This is a genomic window from Olsenella sp. oral taxon 807, from assembly GCF_001189515.2.
GTDB lineage: Bacteria > Actinomycetota > Coriobacteriia > Coriobacteriales > Atopobiaceae > Olsenella_F.
Genome location: NZ_CP012069.2, coordinates 2,108,116 through 2,123,223 on the forward strand (window position 1 = coordinate 2,108,116; position 15,108 = coordinate 2,123,223).

The following is a 15,108-nucleotide window of genomic DNA, read 5'->3' on the forward strand; positions in this document are numbered from 1 at the left end:
CGTAAGAGGGCAAAGAGAAGCCCACTTGTCACCCCGCCCCCTCGAGCAGGCAGACAGCCCAGGCGGCAATTCCCTCCTCGCGTCCCACAAAGCCCAGATGCTCCGTGGTGGTCGCCGAGACACCAACGCTTGTCATTGGAACGCCCATGGCATGGGCAAGGTTCTTGCGCATGGCCTCGCAGTGCGGCGCCAGCCGAGGCGCCTGCGCCGCGATCGTGCAGTCACAGTCCAAGATCAGGTAACCCCGATCGCGGGCAAGCCCCGCGACGCGGGCGAGCAACTCGCAGGAGTCGGCACCCGCATAGGCGGGGTCAGTGTCTGGGAAGAGCTGACCGATGTCTTTGGCTCGCATCGCCCCGAGCAGAGCGTCCATGAGGGCGTGGGTGACGACGTCCGCGTCCGAGTGACCCAGAAGCCCCCTAGGGGCGTCAATGCGCACGCCACCAAGGATGAGTGCGCGACCCTCAGCGAAGGCGTGCACGTCAAATCCGTGTCCTATGCGCAGCATTGCTCCCTCCCTCCGTCAGTGATCCTTAGTCCTCGGCCGTGGTCGTACCCGTCGCATCATCAAGCAAATCGATGCCACAGCCCTCCCGCATGAGGCGCGTCTCCAAGAGGGCACGGACGACGAGGAGGTCCTCGGGCACCGTGACCTTGATGTTGGCGCGAGGCGAGGGCACGCAGGCGACCCTGCCATTACAGCGCTCCACGAGCGAGGCGTCATCGGTACCCCCAAAGGCATCAAGCTGTGCCGCGCGATGCGCCGCCACAAGCTGCCTCATCCTGAACACCTGTGGTGTCTGTGCGCACCAATAGGAGCGGCGATCAGGCGTAGCGCGTATCACCCCATCCTCGACTATCTTGAGCGTGTCGATCGAGGGCAGCGCACAGATGGCGCCAGCGAGGCTCGCATCATCACGCACGCAGGAGATGCAGCCCTCGATGGTCTGGGCGTCGATCAGAGGACGGGCCCCATCGTGAACAGCCACAAGAGCGAGTCTCTCGTCCATGGCGCGAAGGCCTGAGAAGACTGACTCCTGCCTCGTTTCGCCCGCCTTGGCGAGCACCACCGGCGTGGCGAGCGAGACACGCGAGAGCACGCGCTCACGCACCTCCTCCTCACGTCCGTCCTCGATCACTAAGACTAGCTGCGCCACTGAGGGCGCCCTATCAAACGCGATCAGGGACCACGCGACGAGCGGCAGGCCACAGAGGCCTACGAACTGCTTGCCGAGCGGATTGCCGAAGCGCGTGCCAGAGCCACCCGCAACGATGATCGCGCAGCTGTCTGCCACCCCCGCCTGCTGAGCGAGGCGCTTTGGTGCCGCGCAGACACAGGCCTGGACGCTCATGCCCGCTTGCCCCACATCCTATAGAGGCTGTCTGCAAGGATATTTGGGTTCTTGACGCCGACGTCATCGAGGCGCTCGGGGTTACTCTCGATATTGTCAAGCACCTGCTGGAGCGACCCAAACTTATCGACGATCTTGTCAGCCATACCCTCGCGCACGACCGACACGTTTGAGAGCGTGCGCAGCCCGAGCGGCTTCATGATGGAGTCCTCCGCCATGTCCTCGTAGCCAAGCAGCTCGGCCACGCTCTTGGGTGAGCGCAGCTTGGCGTTATCGGTCGCATGCAGCGTCTTGCGTAGGGCGGCGGCATTTGCCTCGGAGTGATCGCAGGCATAGTCGCGCAGCAGTAGCGTGTAATCCTCCGAGGTGTCTCCCATGAGCTCCTCACGCTGCATCTCGATGGACTTTCCCTGACTTCCCAGCTGCAGCACAAGATCATTGAGCTCGGCCGAGACGGTTATGAGCATCTCAAAGAGGTAGATCGTCTCGGCGATGTCTGCGAGCGTAACGTAGTCGTCGAGCTCGAGCGTGGTCAGGCGCAGCAAGCCGCGGTCAAGGCGAGTCCGCGTGCTTTCCATAGAGACAAGCAGCTGGTTGATAGTGCTCATGAGCTCGGAGGCACTCTTGAGCTGGTGTCCGCGGCCGCTCACATAGACGGTGACGACCTGCCTGCGCTCCGAGACCGAGATGACCATCGCCGTGGTGAGCAGGCTCATGCGCGCGGCGGTACGATGCCGCATGCCCGTCTCTGACGTAGGCAGCGATGGATCGGGGTTGAGGTGGTAGTTGGCGCGCAGTATCTGTGTCATGTCCCTGTCGATAACAATGGCGCCATCCATCTTCGAGAGCTCGAAGAGGCGGTTGGCCGTAAACGAGATGTCGAGCTTGAAGCCATCGTCACCGGCCCGGATGACGTTATCCGTATCACCGATACAGATAAGGGCACCAAGGTGGCCAGCGATGATCATGTCGAGCGCATGGCGTAGTGCCGTGCCGTGCGCCGTCTTCTTGATTGCGTCACGCATGCGACCCCGCGCGTCGTCTGGACTCTGGGTCGAGTGAGCATCTTCCATATACCCCCCCTTATGGGCAGGTCTGCCCGCAGTCGCAGGCAGACCGAACTGTCACACATAGTATAACGTTACTGATACGCGCGCTCCTTGATGCCCGCTCATTGTGCGGCAGCTCTCGCCCAGACAGAAGAGCCAAGAGCTACTCGGCGGCAGACGTGGCGCGTCCATCGGAACTCGCGGCGGGCGTGGGCCGTGCGGTGTTCCACCGCTCGCGGGCCTTCGGCAGCTCCATGTGAACACGCTCCGTAGGCGCGGGTATCTCGCCCGTACCCTTGGTGAAGACAAGCTTTCGATCATCCCCCTCGCCGTCTGCGTCCACGAGGATGATGTCCCCCTCGTGCCACCTGCCACGCAGCAGCTCCTCGGAGAGCGGATCCTCGATGAGCGTCTGGATTGCGCGACGCAAAGGACGAGCCCCATAGATGGGGTCAGTGCCCTCCTTGACGATGTGATCGCGGGCGGCATCGGTCAACTCGATGGACATGCCCTGGGCGATCATACGGTTGCGCAGATCCGTGACCATGAGGTCCACGATGCCGCGTAGCTGCTCGTGGGTAAGCGACCCAAAGACCACAATCTCGTCCACGCGGTTCAGGAACTCGGGGCGGAACAGACGCTTGAGCTCACTCATCACGCGGGAGTTTATCTCCTTATCAGAGAGCCCGCCTGCGCCCTGCGCCGAAAAGCCCATGGTGTTGGTCTGGGCGATGTCGCGCGCGCCGACGTTGGAGGTCATGATGATGACCGTGTTGGAGAAGTCGACCGTGCGTCCCTGCCCATCGGTGAGCCTGCCCTCGTCCAGTATCTGGAGGAGGACGTTGAAGACGTCGGGATGGGCCTTCTCGATCTCGTCGAAGAGTACGACGGAGTAGGGCCTGCGACGCACCGCCTTGGTCAGCTCACCGCCCTCATCGTAACCCACGTATCCGGGAGGGGCACCAACGAGCTTGGAGACCTCGTGGCGCTCTATGAACTCCGACATGTCGAAGGAGATGAGCGCATCCTCGCTACCAAAGAGGAACTCGGCGAGCGACTTGGCGAGCTCGGTCTTGCCGACACCGGAGGGTCCGAGGAAGATGAACGAGCCTCCGGGACGACGGGGGTCCTTGAGGGGCGAGCGGCTGCGCCTGATGGCCTTGGCCACCTTGGTCACGGCCTCCTGTTGGCCCACGATGCGTTGGTGCAGAGCGTCCTCGCAGCGCAGGAGCTTGGAGGCCTCGGCCTCCGTGATGTTGGAGACGGGGATGCCCGTGATATCGGACACGACGTCGGCGACGTCTTTGTCGGTGACGACCGTCACGGCCTTGTCGGTGCTCTCGCGCCATGACGCCTCAAGCTCGTCGCGCTTGGAGGCAAGCTCCTTCTCGCGGTCGCGCAGACGAGCAGCCTCCTCGAACTCCTGGGCACTCGCCGCCTTGGACTTCTCGTCCTTGATGCGGGCAAGCTCCTCGTCCACCTGGGCGAGCTCAGGAGGCAGGCTCATCTTGTGGACGCGGGTGCGCGCGCCCGTCTCGTCGATGATGTCGATGGCCTTGTCGGGGAGGAAGCGGTCCTGGACGTAGCGGTTGGAGAGCGTCACAGCCGAAGCCAGCGCGTCTTCGGTGTACTTGACGTGGTGGTGCCTCTCGTAGGCCTCCTGCAGGCCATGCAGGATCTCGAGGGTATCCTCGGGCGTGGGCTCTCCGATGTTGACAGGCTGGAAGCGACGTTCGAGGGCGGAGTCCTTCTCGATACGCTTGCGGTACTCCTCGGCGGTCGTGGCACCGATGACCTGAATCTCGCCGCGCGAGAGGGGCGGCTTCAGGATAGAGGCCGCATCGATGGAGCCCTCGGCCGAGCCCGCGCCGATAATGGTGTGGATCTCGTCGATGAAGAGGATGTCGTCCTTGTTCTCCATGACCTCGGAGATGACCTTCTTGAGGCGCTCCTCGAACTCGCCGCGATACTTTGATCCGGCAACGAGGCTCGCGACGTCGAGCGTCCAGATCTGCCTGCCGCGCAAGATGTCGGGAACATTGCCCGTGGCAACGAGCTGGGCGAGCCCCTCGACGATGGCCGTCTTGCCAACACCGGGGTCACCCAAGATGAGGGGGTTGTTCTTCTGCCTGCGTGCAAGGACCTGCATCACACGCTCCACCTCACGGTCGCGCCCTATCACGGGGTCGAGCTTGCCGTCTGCGGCGAGCTGGGTGAGGTTTCTACCAAACTGCTCGAGCATGGAGCCGTCCTCCGATTGTTGCGGACCCTGTCCCATGCCGCTGAAGAACTGCTGACCAAAGCCGACGCCCGTTGGCTGCGGGCGACCCTCCCTACCCTTGCTGTCGCTCTTCTCGACCAACTCGTTGACGGCGTTGCGAACCGCGTCCGCCGAGACGCCCATGCAGGAAAGTGCCGTCATCGCACGGTCGTCGCTCTGGGATACGATGCCCAAAAGTAGGTGCTCCGTGGCGATGTAGGTTTGGTTGCGTGCCATGGTCTCACGGTAGGCGTCCTCGAGCACGCGCTTTGCGAGCGGCGTGAAGGGAATGTGGCCTCCGGGAATGGGCTCGTTGTCTTCGGAGGAGATCTCCTTGACCGTGGCGAGGGCCTCCGTATAGGTGACGTCGAGCTTGGCAAGGGCTTGGGCGGCGATGCCCTCCCCCTCCTTTATCAGAGCCAGGAGCAGGTGCTCCGTCCCTACATACATCTTGCCGAGGCTACGCGCCTCGTCCTGCGCAAGGCTCATGACCTTGCGCGCCTTGTCGGTGAACTTCTCGAACATACGGTGCTTACGCCCCCTCCTGGGTCACGTGCCGGCCTGCGTGTTGGTGACCGGCAGCTGGGCCGGCCCTGTTTTGATGGTTGTGCTTGTACCCCGATGATGTGCCTGCGAAACCTGCAGGCGATGGAGCGGGCGAAACTCCTCAGGAGGCAAGTGTAAAAAAATGGACATAGCCCGCGCGGAGATGATGCGCCTCCTGCCACGGGCGAGACATCGGAGCATGTGGGCATGAGAACGCCTGGGCCGTTGGCGAAAGGCTGGCGGTAAGGACGCAGGTAGAGTCGTAGACGAGCTGGTTTGGCCTCGCCACATCCTGTCTCGTACCAGGAACCTACGCCTTCGTTGGCAACTCCGACGCAGCGTCAAGCAGCTGGGCCAGGCAGGACGACGGCAGCTTCGTGCTAGGAAAGCGATGATAAAGTCGCCGATCCCGTCCCTTCGGGACCAGCATGGGTGATTTTTGACGTGAGGAGGGCTCCAACGCCCCCAAGCGGGCTACGCCGGTCTCCGGGGGCCATGCCGCAGCCTCCCAGACCATGGCGGGACGGCCAGCGGTAGGCTATGCCGCGGCCGGCGCCCCACCCTCCGCCCTCCGTCGCCGCTCCTCGAGCCTCTCGCGTTGCAGGGCTATCCTCTCCGCCGACAGCGCGAGGGGCGGCCCGCAGAGCCGCCGTCCCCGCCTCGCGATCATGCAGCCGGCTGCGGCGACGGCGGCGAAGGCCTGGTTGGACACCTTGGCGAGCCCCTTATAGCGCGTCTTCCGCAGCCCGAATATGTCCTTGACCCAGTGGAAGACGTGCTCGACGACACTGCGGGCGGCCGACTTGGCGGCCTCTGCGACCAGGTCGTCCTCGCCGACCTGCGAGCGCCTCTTGGCGACGATCCACTCGACGCCGGAGAGGGAGGGGTCGCCGGCGACCTCCGGCCTCCTCCCGACGCCGACGTAGCCGGCGTCGGCCCAGACGCGCTCGTCACCCTCGCGCACGAGGTCGGGGACCTGGTCGAGGTCGTGGACGTTCGCGGCGTCCATGCGCACCGAGTGCGGCACGCCCGTCTCGGCGTCCACGCCCACCCCGAGCTTGTACCCGAAGTGCCAGTTCTGCCCCTTCTTGGCCTGGTGGGCGTCGGGATCCCGCGCGCCGTCGGCGTTCCTCGTCGACGACGGGCTCTCGATGAAGGTGGCGTCCACGATGGTGCCCCGGCTCACGGCGAGCCCTCCGTCCGCGGCGGACCCGAAGGCCGAGGAGACCATGGCCTCGCCGACCCCGCAGCGCTCGAGCAGGTGGCGAAACTTGCACAGGGTCGTGGCGTCGGGGACCTCGAAGGGCGCCACGCCGACGAAGGAGCGCATCGTCGCGGAGTCCCAGACCTGGTCCTCGCACTCGCGGTCGGAGAGGCCGAAGCAGACCTGCACCATGTACATGCGCAGCAGCACGAGGTCGTCGACCCTCGGCCTGCCCATCGCGGGGCCGGCCCCCCTCGCCCCGGCGTCGGCCCCGCGGGCCTCCCTCACGAGGGCGAGCCAGGCGTCCCAGGGGCAGGACTTGGAGAGGCGGTCGAGGAACCGGGAGCGCCTGGTCTCGCGCTTCCGTCCCATGCCCATCTCGACGTCAGAGAATGTGAGCTGTGCCATGCGGATACCCCCAACCTAGTCGCCAACGACCTCGAATTATATCATATCCGCAGGTAGGAGGTATGGATGGACAGCGATCCGCCCCTGTCCCGGGCTTCTCGGCGGGACTTTATCATCGCTTTCCTAGGCTTCCCTGACAGCGACGGTGCCCTCACGTTCCAGTACCGCAGGTGAGCGAACCCCACGACCATGCCACTCGATGGCATCGAGTGTACGGCTGTCGTGCCACTCGGTAGCGCCGAATGGCACAAGATAATGCCGTACCTGCGCGTTTATGGCTTGCCGTGCCACTCGGTAGTGCCGAGTGCGCAATTGTTGTACCACTCGGTGACGTCGCGTGGCACCACCGCAGGCTGACGTCCCATCGACCGCGAAGAGCACCCGCCCATCCGTCTCTTGGGCCCAGGGGAGGCCTGGGTTCCCATCGAAGGCATGGGTCTAGCCCTTCGGGCGCACCCCCGTGTCCCCCATGGTTGGAGGGCGGTCCCTAGGAATATCGGATAGCAACACACAAGGGGAAGCAGGTAGCGCATGAGGCTCGCCGGCCCCACCGTGAAAGTCAACCAGACGGCAAGTGCTGGCACAAAGGGAAGCGCAGCTCTGCGCTTAGCGGCGGCAACGCTCGCACCCAAGCACCCAAGCATGAACCAGAACGGAAAGGCCAGACCAAACATAACAGAAAGCAGGGGGTTGCCCCTAAACGCATCGAAGATGGCCACATCGACATAGCGGGCAAGCAGCCAGGGAATACGACTCTGCCGCACAAAGCCATACTGGTCGTTTCCCAACGACGCGCCATCAGCCATGTCCTGACCTATCACGACTACGCCAACATAAACTCGCTCGGATGCCTTGTTATCAGAGGAGAGTGGATACCAGTACGGCACATTGAGCGAGAGGAAGGCGTCCAGATAGGTCACGGGATGACTCGCCCCTAGGCTCACCCACACGCCAAGCAGCTCTGCGAGCTGTCCACCTTGTGCAGAGAAGCTGCCCTTGACCGGGTCTGCCAGCCGAGGGGTGTAGAGATCGCCGATCTGGTCAACGGGCAGGAAGGCGGAGAGGACCTTCCTCTGCTCCGCAGTGAGTGAGTCCGGATCATCCCGCACAACACGGGCAAGCTGCTGCAAGGGGACGCTCAGCGCCTCCCCCACACTACCGGGGACAACATCGAGCACCCCATACAGCACCCCCGAGGCGACAAAACCCAGCGCCACAGACAGGAGCGACAAGATGAGCATGCGGCGCCAGCCCGTGCGGCCAGCCATACACGCGCTCACCGGTACTGCCAAGGCCAGCGCATAGATCGCGTTATTGCGCAAAAGGCAGCAGGCCAGGGCGACGGAATGGTCCCATAAGCATGTATTGTACCTATATGCGAGGGTCCATGAGTGCGGTGAGGATCCTCACCATCTGCGCAGGTAGCGTCCATTCGACAAGGTCAGGTGGCGAGCCACACCCTTCTCGACAGGTCGCTTCTGCTCGTCTCAGCAAACGCGGCGCGTACCATGCGAAACGGCTCAAGTACGCTTGGAGGTGCTCCACATGACGCCTGGCCCACGGGCGGGGTGGTCTGCGGGCACCCCGCTGATCCTTTGTGGCGGACGGATTGCCCTTCTCGCCAGTGACGAACATTGCCAGCCCGTGCGGGCCGGTCGCAACCGGGGATGATAACCGTCCGTACGCCTCTCGCAACCCCAAACATCTCTTTTATGATCCGCGCAAGCCGGATGGGACCCGCCCGTCACGGGTAGCCAAGGTGTAAAATCGCGAAGAGGAACCACACGGCAGGCGCGGGCGGTCTCACTTGCGCCACGATGACGGGAGGCACCCATGTTCTGCCCGGGCCGCAACATGAGAAACTCTGACAAGGGCGGGTCCTGCGGGGCCGACCTGTCAAGCACAAGCACGGGTGCGCCCGGATCCCAGGTGACCGCCCAAGCTCCGGCATCCGGCGCGTCCACCCCGTCTAGGCCCACAACCGCAACGCACAGGCGTGTTGGGCGCGTCATCGCGGGAGTCATTGCGGTCGCCATCGTCGTCGCGGCGGGACTGAACACAAGCTGGTTCGGCCTAGCCGGGCCCCACCTTGTACCGGGAAACTACACCCTCAGCGGCTCGTCGGCATCGAACACGATAGTCGCCTCCGTCACCCAGGGCAATCACGTCAGCCTTGAATACGAGGGGCACAGCTGGGTGGGAGACGCGCAGGTCAGCCGAGTGGGGAAGGACCATCTTCACGTGCGGGTACCGATCGCAGAGGAGGGTGGCCAGCTCTCGGGCTGCATGCTTAACCTCGTGATCCCGCAGGGCGTCCCTGGCAGCGTCATCGGAACCTGGGCGATGTGGTTCACGGACGAGAATGGCTTTCCAAACCTTGGCGGCATTGCGTGGGCGGTGATCGAGGATGGCGACACCCTCAGAGGCGGGGTGGTCTCGTCTTCCGATGCGCCGGCCGCAGCTAGGTCCCTTGGGATGGGCACCTTCCAGGGCGATTCCGGCGCGAAGCCAGGCAGCTGGACCAGGCAGGACGACGGCAGCTTCGCGCTGACCTTCCCTGACAGCGACGGCGCCCTCACGTTCCGATACCACAGGTGAGCAAACGTCCATAGCGGCGCTCGATGACATCGGATGCGTAGCCGCGTGAGGGCGCGCCGCACCAACTTCGGTCGGCGTACGAGCGGGATGGGGAACCTGCCCGTTACAGGCGACCGGGGTGTAGAATTGTGGACAACGATCCACATGGACGGCGTGGGCGGCGTCCCGCGCCGCGATACGGGAGGCACCCATGTTCTGCCCAAGCTGCGGCACACAAATCCCCGACGGAAGCAGGCTCTGCGGGTCCTGCGGGGCCGACCTGTCGGCAAGAGGCACGGGCGCGCCCGCAGCACCGGCGCCTGGACAGGTGCCAGTGCTGCGCGTCCTCATCCCCGCCAAGCACGCGTCTGCGGCGCGCGGCCGCGTCATCGCGGGGGTCGCCGTAGCCGTCACTGTCGCCCTCGTCGTCGCGGTGGGGCTGCACACTGGCTGGTTCGGCCTCGCCGGGTCCCACCTCGTACCAGGGACCTACACCTTCAGTAGCTCATCGGTATCGTACGAGATGGTCCTCTTCGTCACTGAGGGCGATCACGTCGGCCTCACGATAGGGAAAGACAGCTGGGTTGAGGGAGACGCACGGGTCAGCCAGGCGGGAAGTGACCACCTTCACGTACAGGCGCCGCTCACAACCGCAGTACTGCATGAGCCTGGGGCTACTACTACCACATTCGAAGAGATGGGGGTCAGCCGGGCAGGCATCGCGGCGCTCGGACTCGGCGATGACCAGCCCTCGGGCTACACGCTCAACCTCGTGGTCCCACGAGGCGCCCCTGACAGCATCGTCGGGACCTGGGCATGGTGGATCGAGGACGAGAGGGGCTTGCCACATGAGAGCGAGGACTATTTTGGGTGGGTGGAGGTCGAGGGCGACGGCAGCTTCAGAGTCGGAGACGTTTCGTCCTCCGACGCAGCGGCTGCGGTCGAGTCCCTCAAGGCGGGCAACTTCCGGGGCAACTCTGAATTTATGTCAGGCAGCTGGGCCAGACAGAGCGACGGCAGCTTCGTGCTGACCTCCTACGGTAACGCCGTCACATTCCAGTATCGTAGGTGAGCGAGTCGTCACCGTAGCGCGCCATAGATCCCATCAGACGTACGAGCGGGATGGGGAACCTGCCCGTTACAGGCGACCGGGGTGTAGAATTGTGGACAACGATCCACATGGACGGCGTGGGCGGCGTCCCGCGCCGCGATACGGGAGGCACCCATGTTCTGCCCAAGCTGCGGCACGAGAAACCCCGACGGAGTCCGGTTCTGCAGGGCCTGCGGAACCAACCTATCGGGCAGAAGAGCTGGTACGACCCAAAGGCCAGTGCCCGCCGCGTCGGCGACACCCACGCCCGCAGCCCAGGCGCCCACTCCTGCCGTACCTACGGGCAGGGTCATCGGACAGGGCAGGCGCAGGTCTAATCCCTTCGCGGCAGTGGCGGCCATGGTCGTGGTAGGCATCTTCGTTCTCGCGGTGGGATTGCAGGTAGGATCGAGCACAAGCTGGTTCGGCCTCACCAAGCCCCACCTCACGCCGGGAACCTACACCCTTAGCCGGAGCTTGTCGATCCTCTTCAACAGCTGGTTGCCGCCAGCCACAATGACCGTCTCTGTCGCCGAGGGCGATCGTGTCAGCTTCACGGTCGAGGGAGCTAGCTGGGTGGGAGACGCACAGGTCAGCCAAGCCGGGAAGGACCAGCTTCACATACAGGTACCAATCGCAGCGAAAAATGGCCAGCCCTCGGGTCACTCGTTCAACTTCGTGGTCCCGCAGGGCGCTCCAGACAGCGTCACTGGGATCTGGGCATCATGGACCACAGATGAGAATGGCCTGCCAGATAACGGCGTCGCATGGGCGATGATCGAGGACGGCGGCACCTTCAGGGCGCAATCCGTTCCAAACCCCGACGCGGCGGCTGTAGCCGAGTCCCTCAAGGCGGGTAACTTCCGGGGCGATCCCGACAGGAAGCCAGGCAAGTGGGTAAAGCGAGAGGACGGCAGTTACAAGCTAACTCTTAACGATTACACCTATGTGTTCCAGTACCAAAAGTGAACAAGAACCCATCGACACGCTCGGTAAGGTCGGGCGCAACGCCATGGGAGGCTCGCGCGTCGTCGACTCCGATTGGCACGCAAGTCGACGGGACCTTGCTCTCCGCAGGTGGTCCCAAGTGTAGAATCTCAGAAGAGACATCGCGCGGGCGGCACGGGCGGGGCGCGCATCAGGACGACGGGAGGCACCCACGTTCTACCCGAGCTGCGGCACGAGAAACCCCGACGGGAGCAGGTTCTGCGGGTCCTGCGGAACCGACCTGTCGAGCAGAGGAGCCGGTACGACCGCATCCCAAGCGGCCACCCAGGCTCCGGCGCCCGGCGCACCCGCCTTTGCCAGACCCGCAGCTGCGGCGCGTGGGCGCAGCGCCGGTCGCGGCCGCGTCATCGCAGGGATCGCTGCGACCGTCGCAATCGCCCTCGTCGTCGCGGTGGGGCTGCGCACAGGCTGGTTCGCCTCGCCCAGCCCCATCTCACGCCAGGGACCTACACCTTCACCAGCTCCCTCGTGGACAGCTCGCTTTCGTATACGATGGTCCTCTCTGTCGCCGAGGGCGATAGTGTCATCTTCACGTTTGAACGAGGGCAGAGCTTTGGGGGAAACGCACGAGTCAGCTGGGCCGGGAGGGACCACCTTTATGTGCAAGTGCCGGTCACGCGTGCGTCGCTGGGTCTTGGAGAGAACAGCAAACCCGAATTCGTCAATGTAAAGGATAGCCTGAAAAGCGTCACGGCACTCAGTCTCGGCGACGACCAGCCCCTGGCCGGCTCGATCCACTTCGTGTTCCCACGGGGCGCCCCAGACAGCATCGTCGGGACCTGGGCAATGTGGATCACGGACGAGAATGGCTCGACGGTACCGTATGGAGATATGAACCTTTTCATATGGCAGAGATACGAGGATGACGGCAGCTTCAGAGACGGGTACGTCCCGTCCTCCGACGTGGCGGCCACAGTCGACTCCCTCAAGGCGGGCACCTTCCAGGGAAACTCCAATGTGGAAGTGTCAGGCAGCTGGACCAAGCAGGACGACGGCAGCTTCGTGCTGAACACCCCCTACGGTAGCTCCACCAACACGTTCCAGTACCACAGGTGAGCGAACCCACGCGACCGCGCACTCGGTGGCGTCGAGTGGACGATTGTCGTGCCACTCGGTGACGCCAAGTGGCACAAAATAATGCCATACCTGCACGTTTACGACTTGCCGTGCCACTCGGTGGTACCGAGTGCGCGGTCGTAGTGCCATTCGGCGCTATCGAGTGGCAGAGCACTCGCGGAAGGTACGACATTGGCCGCCGACAGCACGAGTACGCGTCATACGCGAGTCCACACCTCACCCGTCACGAGGCCTTCTGCTACTCCCCAGTCTCCTTGGCCTTCGCGTTATAGTCGCCGACAGGCGCGATGGCCTTCATGGCCTCGAGCACGGAGGCGAGCAGGTCGTCGAGCTCCATATCGTTGAGTTCGGCACCCATACGGATGACGTCGCGATCGCAGCCTGCGGCGAAGCGCTTGTCCTTGAACTTCTTCTTGAGGGACTTGAGGGGCATGTCGGTCACGGAGCCCGACGGCCTCATACGGGCCGCCGCCTGGATGAGGCCCGAGAGCTCGTCGGCCGCAAAGAGCACCCGCTCCATCTTCTTCTCGGGCTTGGGAAGGTCTGGGTTCCTGTCAGAGGTATGGGTCTGGATGGCGTGCGCAAGCTCGGGATTCGCACCCGCCTCGGCCAGAAGCTCGGCGGCCTTGACGGTATGGGTCTTCTCGTCCTGCCACTTCTCCCAGTCGAGGTCATGGAGAAGACCAACCTGACCCCAGAAATCGACGTTCTCGGGATCGTAGGTAGCGGCATAGTAGCGCATAAGACCCTCGAGCGTCTCTCCGTGCTGAATGTGGAACTCATCCTCGTTGTACTTCTTGAGCAGCTCGAAGGCCTGCTCTCGGGTAAGGCCGCTCTCCAGCTTCTTAGCCATGTCACTCTCTCCGTCTCTCTCCGCGCTCGCACCGGCGGCGGAGTCTGCCGCAATCGTGTCCACGTCCGTCACGCCCAGGCCACATGTGCCAGCAACCTGCTCCGCGATCTGTGCCCTCGTGATCGTCTCGGGCTTCATCTGCGGAAAGAGCAGCACGTCGCGGATGGACGGCTGATCGCAAAAGAGCATGACCATGCGGTCGATGCCGTAGCCGATGCCACCTGTGGGGGGCATGCCGTACTCGAGCGCACGCACGTAGTCGTAGTCATAGCCCATTGCCTCGTCATCGCCAAGACCCTTGGCGGCAACCTGCTCGGCAAAGCGGCCGGCCTGGTCAATGGGGTCATTGAGCTCCGAGAAGGCGTTGGCGTACTCATGCCCGCCGATGACCAGCTCGAAGCGGTCCGTGAGACGCGTATCCTCGTCCTTACGCTTGGCAAGCGGCGAGACCTCCTCCGGGTAGTCACACACGAAGGTGGGGTTCACGAGCGTAGACTCGCCAAGCTCGTCATAGAGCGAAAACAGCAGCTTTCCCGCACCCCAACCCTCCTGCCACTCGATGTCGTGCGCCTCGCACAGCTCACGCAGACGCCCGATGGGCGTATCCATATTGACGCACTCGCCGACACGCTCAGACACTATCTCGATGAGCGAGCGAGAGGCCCAGCTACCGCTCATGTCTATCGTCTGGCCTTGGTAGCTGATGAGCTCGCGGCCCTCCTCACAGCCGCAGATGCCGCGCGCGATGGCCTTGAAGAGCCCCTCGGTGAGCCGCTTCATGCCCTCGAGATCGGAGTAGGCGCAGTAGGCCTCCATCGAGGTGAACTCGGGGTTATGCGTAAGGTCCATGCCCTCGTTGCGAAACTGCCTTCCGAGCTCGAAGACGCGCTCCATGCCTCCCACGACGAGGCGCTTGAGCGGCAGCTCGGTGGCTATGCGCAGATAGAAGTCGCGATCAAGCGCATTGAAGTGCGTCGCAAACGGCTTGGCGTTGGCACCTCCCAAGATGGCGTGCATCATGGGCGTCTCGACCTCGAGGTAACCCGCAGACTCCATGTAGCGGCGGATGAGGCTAATGATGGCTGAGCGCTTGCGAAAGACCTCGCGGACCTCGGGGTTCATGATCAGATCGATGTAGCGCTGGCGGTAGCGGACCTCTCGGTCCGTGAGGCCATGGAACTTCTCGGGCAACGGGCGCAGGCTCTTGGAGAGAAGCCTCACCGAGCTCGGTGCAATGGAGAGCTGCCCGCGACGCGTACGCAACACCACGCCCGTCGCCTCTATGATGTCACCGAGATCGAGCTGGCCGAGCAGTCCCCAGTCAACCTCTGCCATGTCGTTGACACGACAGAAGAGCTGGATCTGTCCTGTTGCGTCCTCGAGCACGATAAAGCGGGCCTTGCCCTGCTTGCGCAGCGCCCTCACGCGTCCAGCGACGCTGTAGGCATCCTTGGTGCTCGCACCGTCCTCGAGCGAGGCGTAGCGCTCCTCGAGTTCTGCCGCATGCACTGTGACCGTACTTGTGGCGGGATACGGGTTCACGCCCGCGTCGATGAGCGCCTGACGCCTCGCCCGGCGCACAGCCCGCTCGTCGTTGATGTCTATGTTTGCGTTTGGCGCACCCGCGTCCACTTGTGCCACCTGACCCTCCCCGCTACGTTTTGGCCTGACGGCGTGGTGCGCC

General features: G+C 63.8%; 12 protein-coding genes and 1 pseudogene. 5 read left to right on the forward strand and 8 right to left on the reverse strand.

Translation table 11 applies throughout. From position 1 onward, the window contains the following. Nucleotides 1-28 precede the first annotated feature (28 nt). The 6 genes from ispF to ADJ70_RS08970 form a co-directional block, all read right to left on the reverse strand. Nucleotides 29-508, reverse strand: coding sequence for a 2-C-methyl-D-erythritol 2,4-cyclodiphosphate synthase (gene ispF, locus ADJ70_RS08945; RefSeq protein WP_050340808.1), 480 nt, complete (start codon nt 506-508; stop codon nt 29-31). Between the two features lie 25 nt (nt 509-533). Further along, on the reverse strand, nt 534-1,352 hold the full coding sequence (gene ispD / locus ADJ70_RS08950; RefSeq protein WP_083443921.1) for a 2-C-methyl-D-erythritol 4-phosphate cytidylyltransferase: 819 nt from the start codon (nt 1,350-1,352) through the stop codon (nt 534-536). After that, nucleotides 1,349-2,425: a DNA integrity scanning diadenylate cyclase DisA gene (gene disA / locus ADJ70_RS08955; protein WP_050340809.1), complete on the reverse strand. Its 1,077-nt coding sequence runs from the start codon at nt 2,423-2,425 to the stop codon at nt 1,349-1,351. The genes ispD and disA overlap by 4 nt, the downstream gene beginning before the upstream one ends. Nucleotides 2,426-2,564: 139 nt before the next feature. Next, nucleotides 2,565-5,186, reverse strand: a complete 2,622-nt coding sequence (locus ADJ70_RS08960) for an ATP-dependent Clp protease ATP-binding subunit (RefSeq protein ID WP_050340810.1) — start codon at nt 5,184-5,186, stop codon at nt 2,565-2,567. A 559-nt stretch (nt 5,187-5,745) separates the two neighbouring features. Beyond that, the gene (locus ADJ70_RS08965; protein WP_050340811.1) at nt 5,746-6,819 is read right to left on the reverse strand and encodes an IS5 family transposase; all 1,074 of its coding nucleotides are present in this window, start codon (nt 6,817-6,819) and stop codon (nt 5,746-5,748) included. A gap of 272 nt (nt 6,820-7,091) precedes the next feature. After that, nucleotides 7,092-8,141 carry a DUF6020 family protein gene (locus ADJ70_RS08970; RefSeq protein WP_371256039.1) on the reverse strand — a complete coding sequence of 350 codons (1,050 nt, stop codon included), beginning with the start codon at nt 8,139-8,141 and terminating at the stop codon, nt 7,092-7,094. 511 nt (nt 8,142-8,652) lie between these two features. Here ADJ70_RS08970 and ADJ70_RS08975 point away from each other — a divergent pair. The 4 genes and pseudogenes from ADJ70_RS08975 to ADJ70_RS15680 all read left to right on the forward strand — a co-directional run. After that, the gene (locus ADJ70_RS08975) at nt 8,653-9,417 is read left to right on the forward strand and encodes a hypothetical protein (RefSeq protein ID WP_050340813.1); all 765 of its coding nucleotides are present in this window, start codon (nt 8,653-8,655) and stop codon (nt 9,415-9,417) included. 190 nt (nt 9,418-9,607) lie between these two features. Beyond that, the gene (locus ADJ70_RS08980) at nt 9,608-10,468 is read left to right on the forward strand and encodes a zinc ribbon domain-containing protein (RefSeq protein ID WP_050340814.1); all 861 of its coding nucleotides are present in this window, start codon (nt 9,608-9,610) and stop codon (nt 10,466-10,468) included. Nucleotides 10,469-10,621: 153 nt separating this feature from the next. After that, nucleotides 10,622-11,455, forward strand: a complete 834-nt coding sequence (locus ADJ70_RS08990) for a zinc ribbon domain-containing protein (RefSeq protein ID WP_083443922.1) — start codon at nt 10,622-10,624, stop codon at nt 11,453-11,455. A gap of 139 nt (nt 11,456-11,594) precedes the next feature. Continuing rightward, a pseudogene (locus ADJ70_RS15680) lies at nt 11,595-11,690 on the forward strand (hypothetical protein); the annotation flags it as partial. Here the strand turns inward: ADJ70_RS15680 and ADJ70_RS15350 are convergent. Then, nucleotides 11,651-11,926 carry a hypothetical protein gene (locus tag ADJ70_RS15350; RefSeq protein ID WP_050340817.1) on the reverse strand — a complete coding sequence of 92 codons (276 nt, stop codon included), beginning with the start codon at nt 11,924-11,926 and terminating at the stop codon, nt 11,651-11,653. The pseudogene ADJ70_RS15680 and the gene ADJ70_RS15350 overlap by 40 nt on opposite strands. A 36-nt stretch (nt 11,927-11,962) precedes the next feature. Between ADJ70_RS15350 and ADJ70_RS15355 the strand changes: the two genes are divergently transcribed. Then, on the forward strand, nt 11,963-12,550 hold the full coding sequence (locus ADJ70_RS15355; protein WP_050340818.1) for a hypothetical protein: 588 nt from the start codon (nt 11,963-11,965) through the stop codon (nt 12,548-12,550). A gap of 259 nt (nt 12,551-12,809) precedes the next feature. On the opposite strand, the gene lysS is transcribed toward ADJ70_RS15355, so the two are convergent. Next, nucleotides 12,810-15,065 (reverse strand): lysine--tRNA ligase, encoded by a 2,256-nt coding sequence (lysS, locus tag ADJ70_RS09005; RefSeq protein WP_253273161.1) that lies wholly within the window; start codon nt 15,063-15,065, stop codon nt 12,810-12,812. Nucleotides 15,066-15,108: the final 43 nt, after the last annotated feature.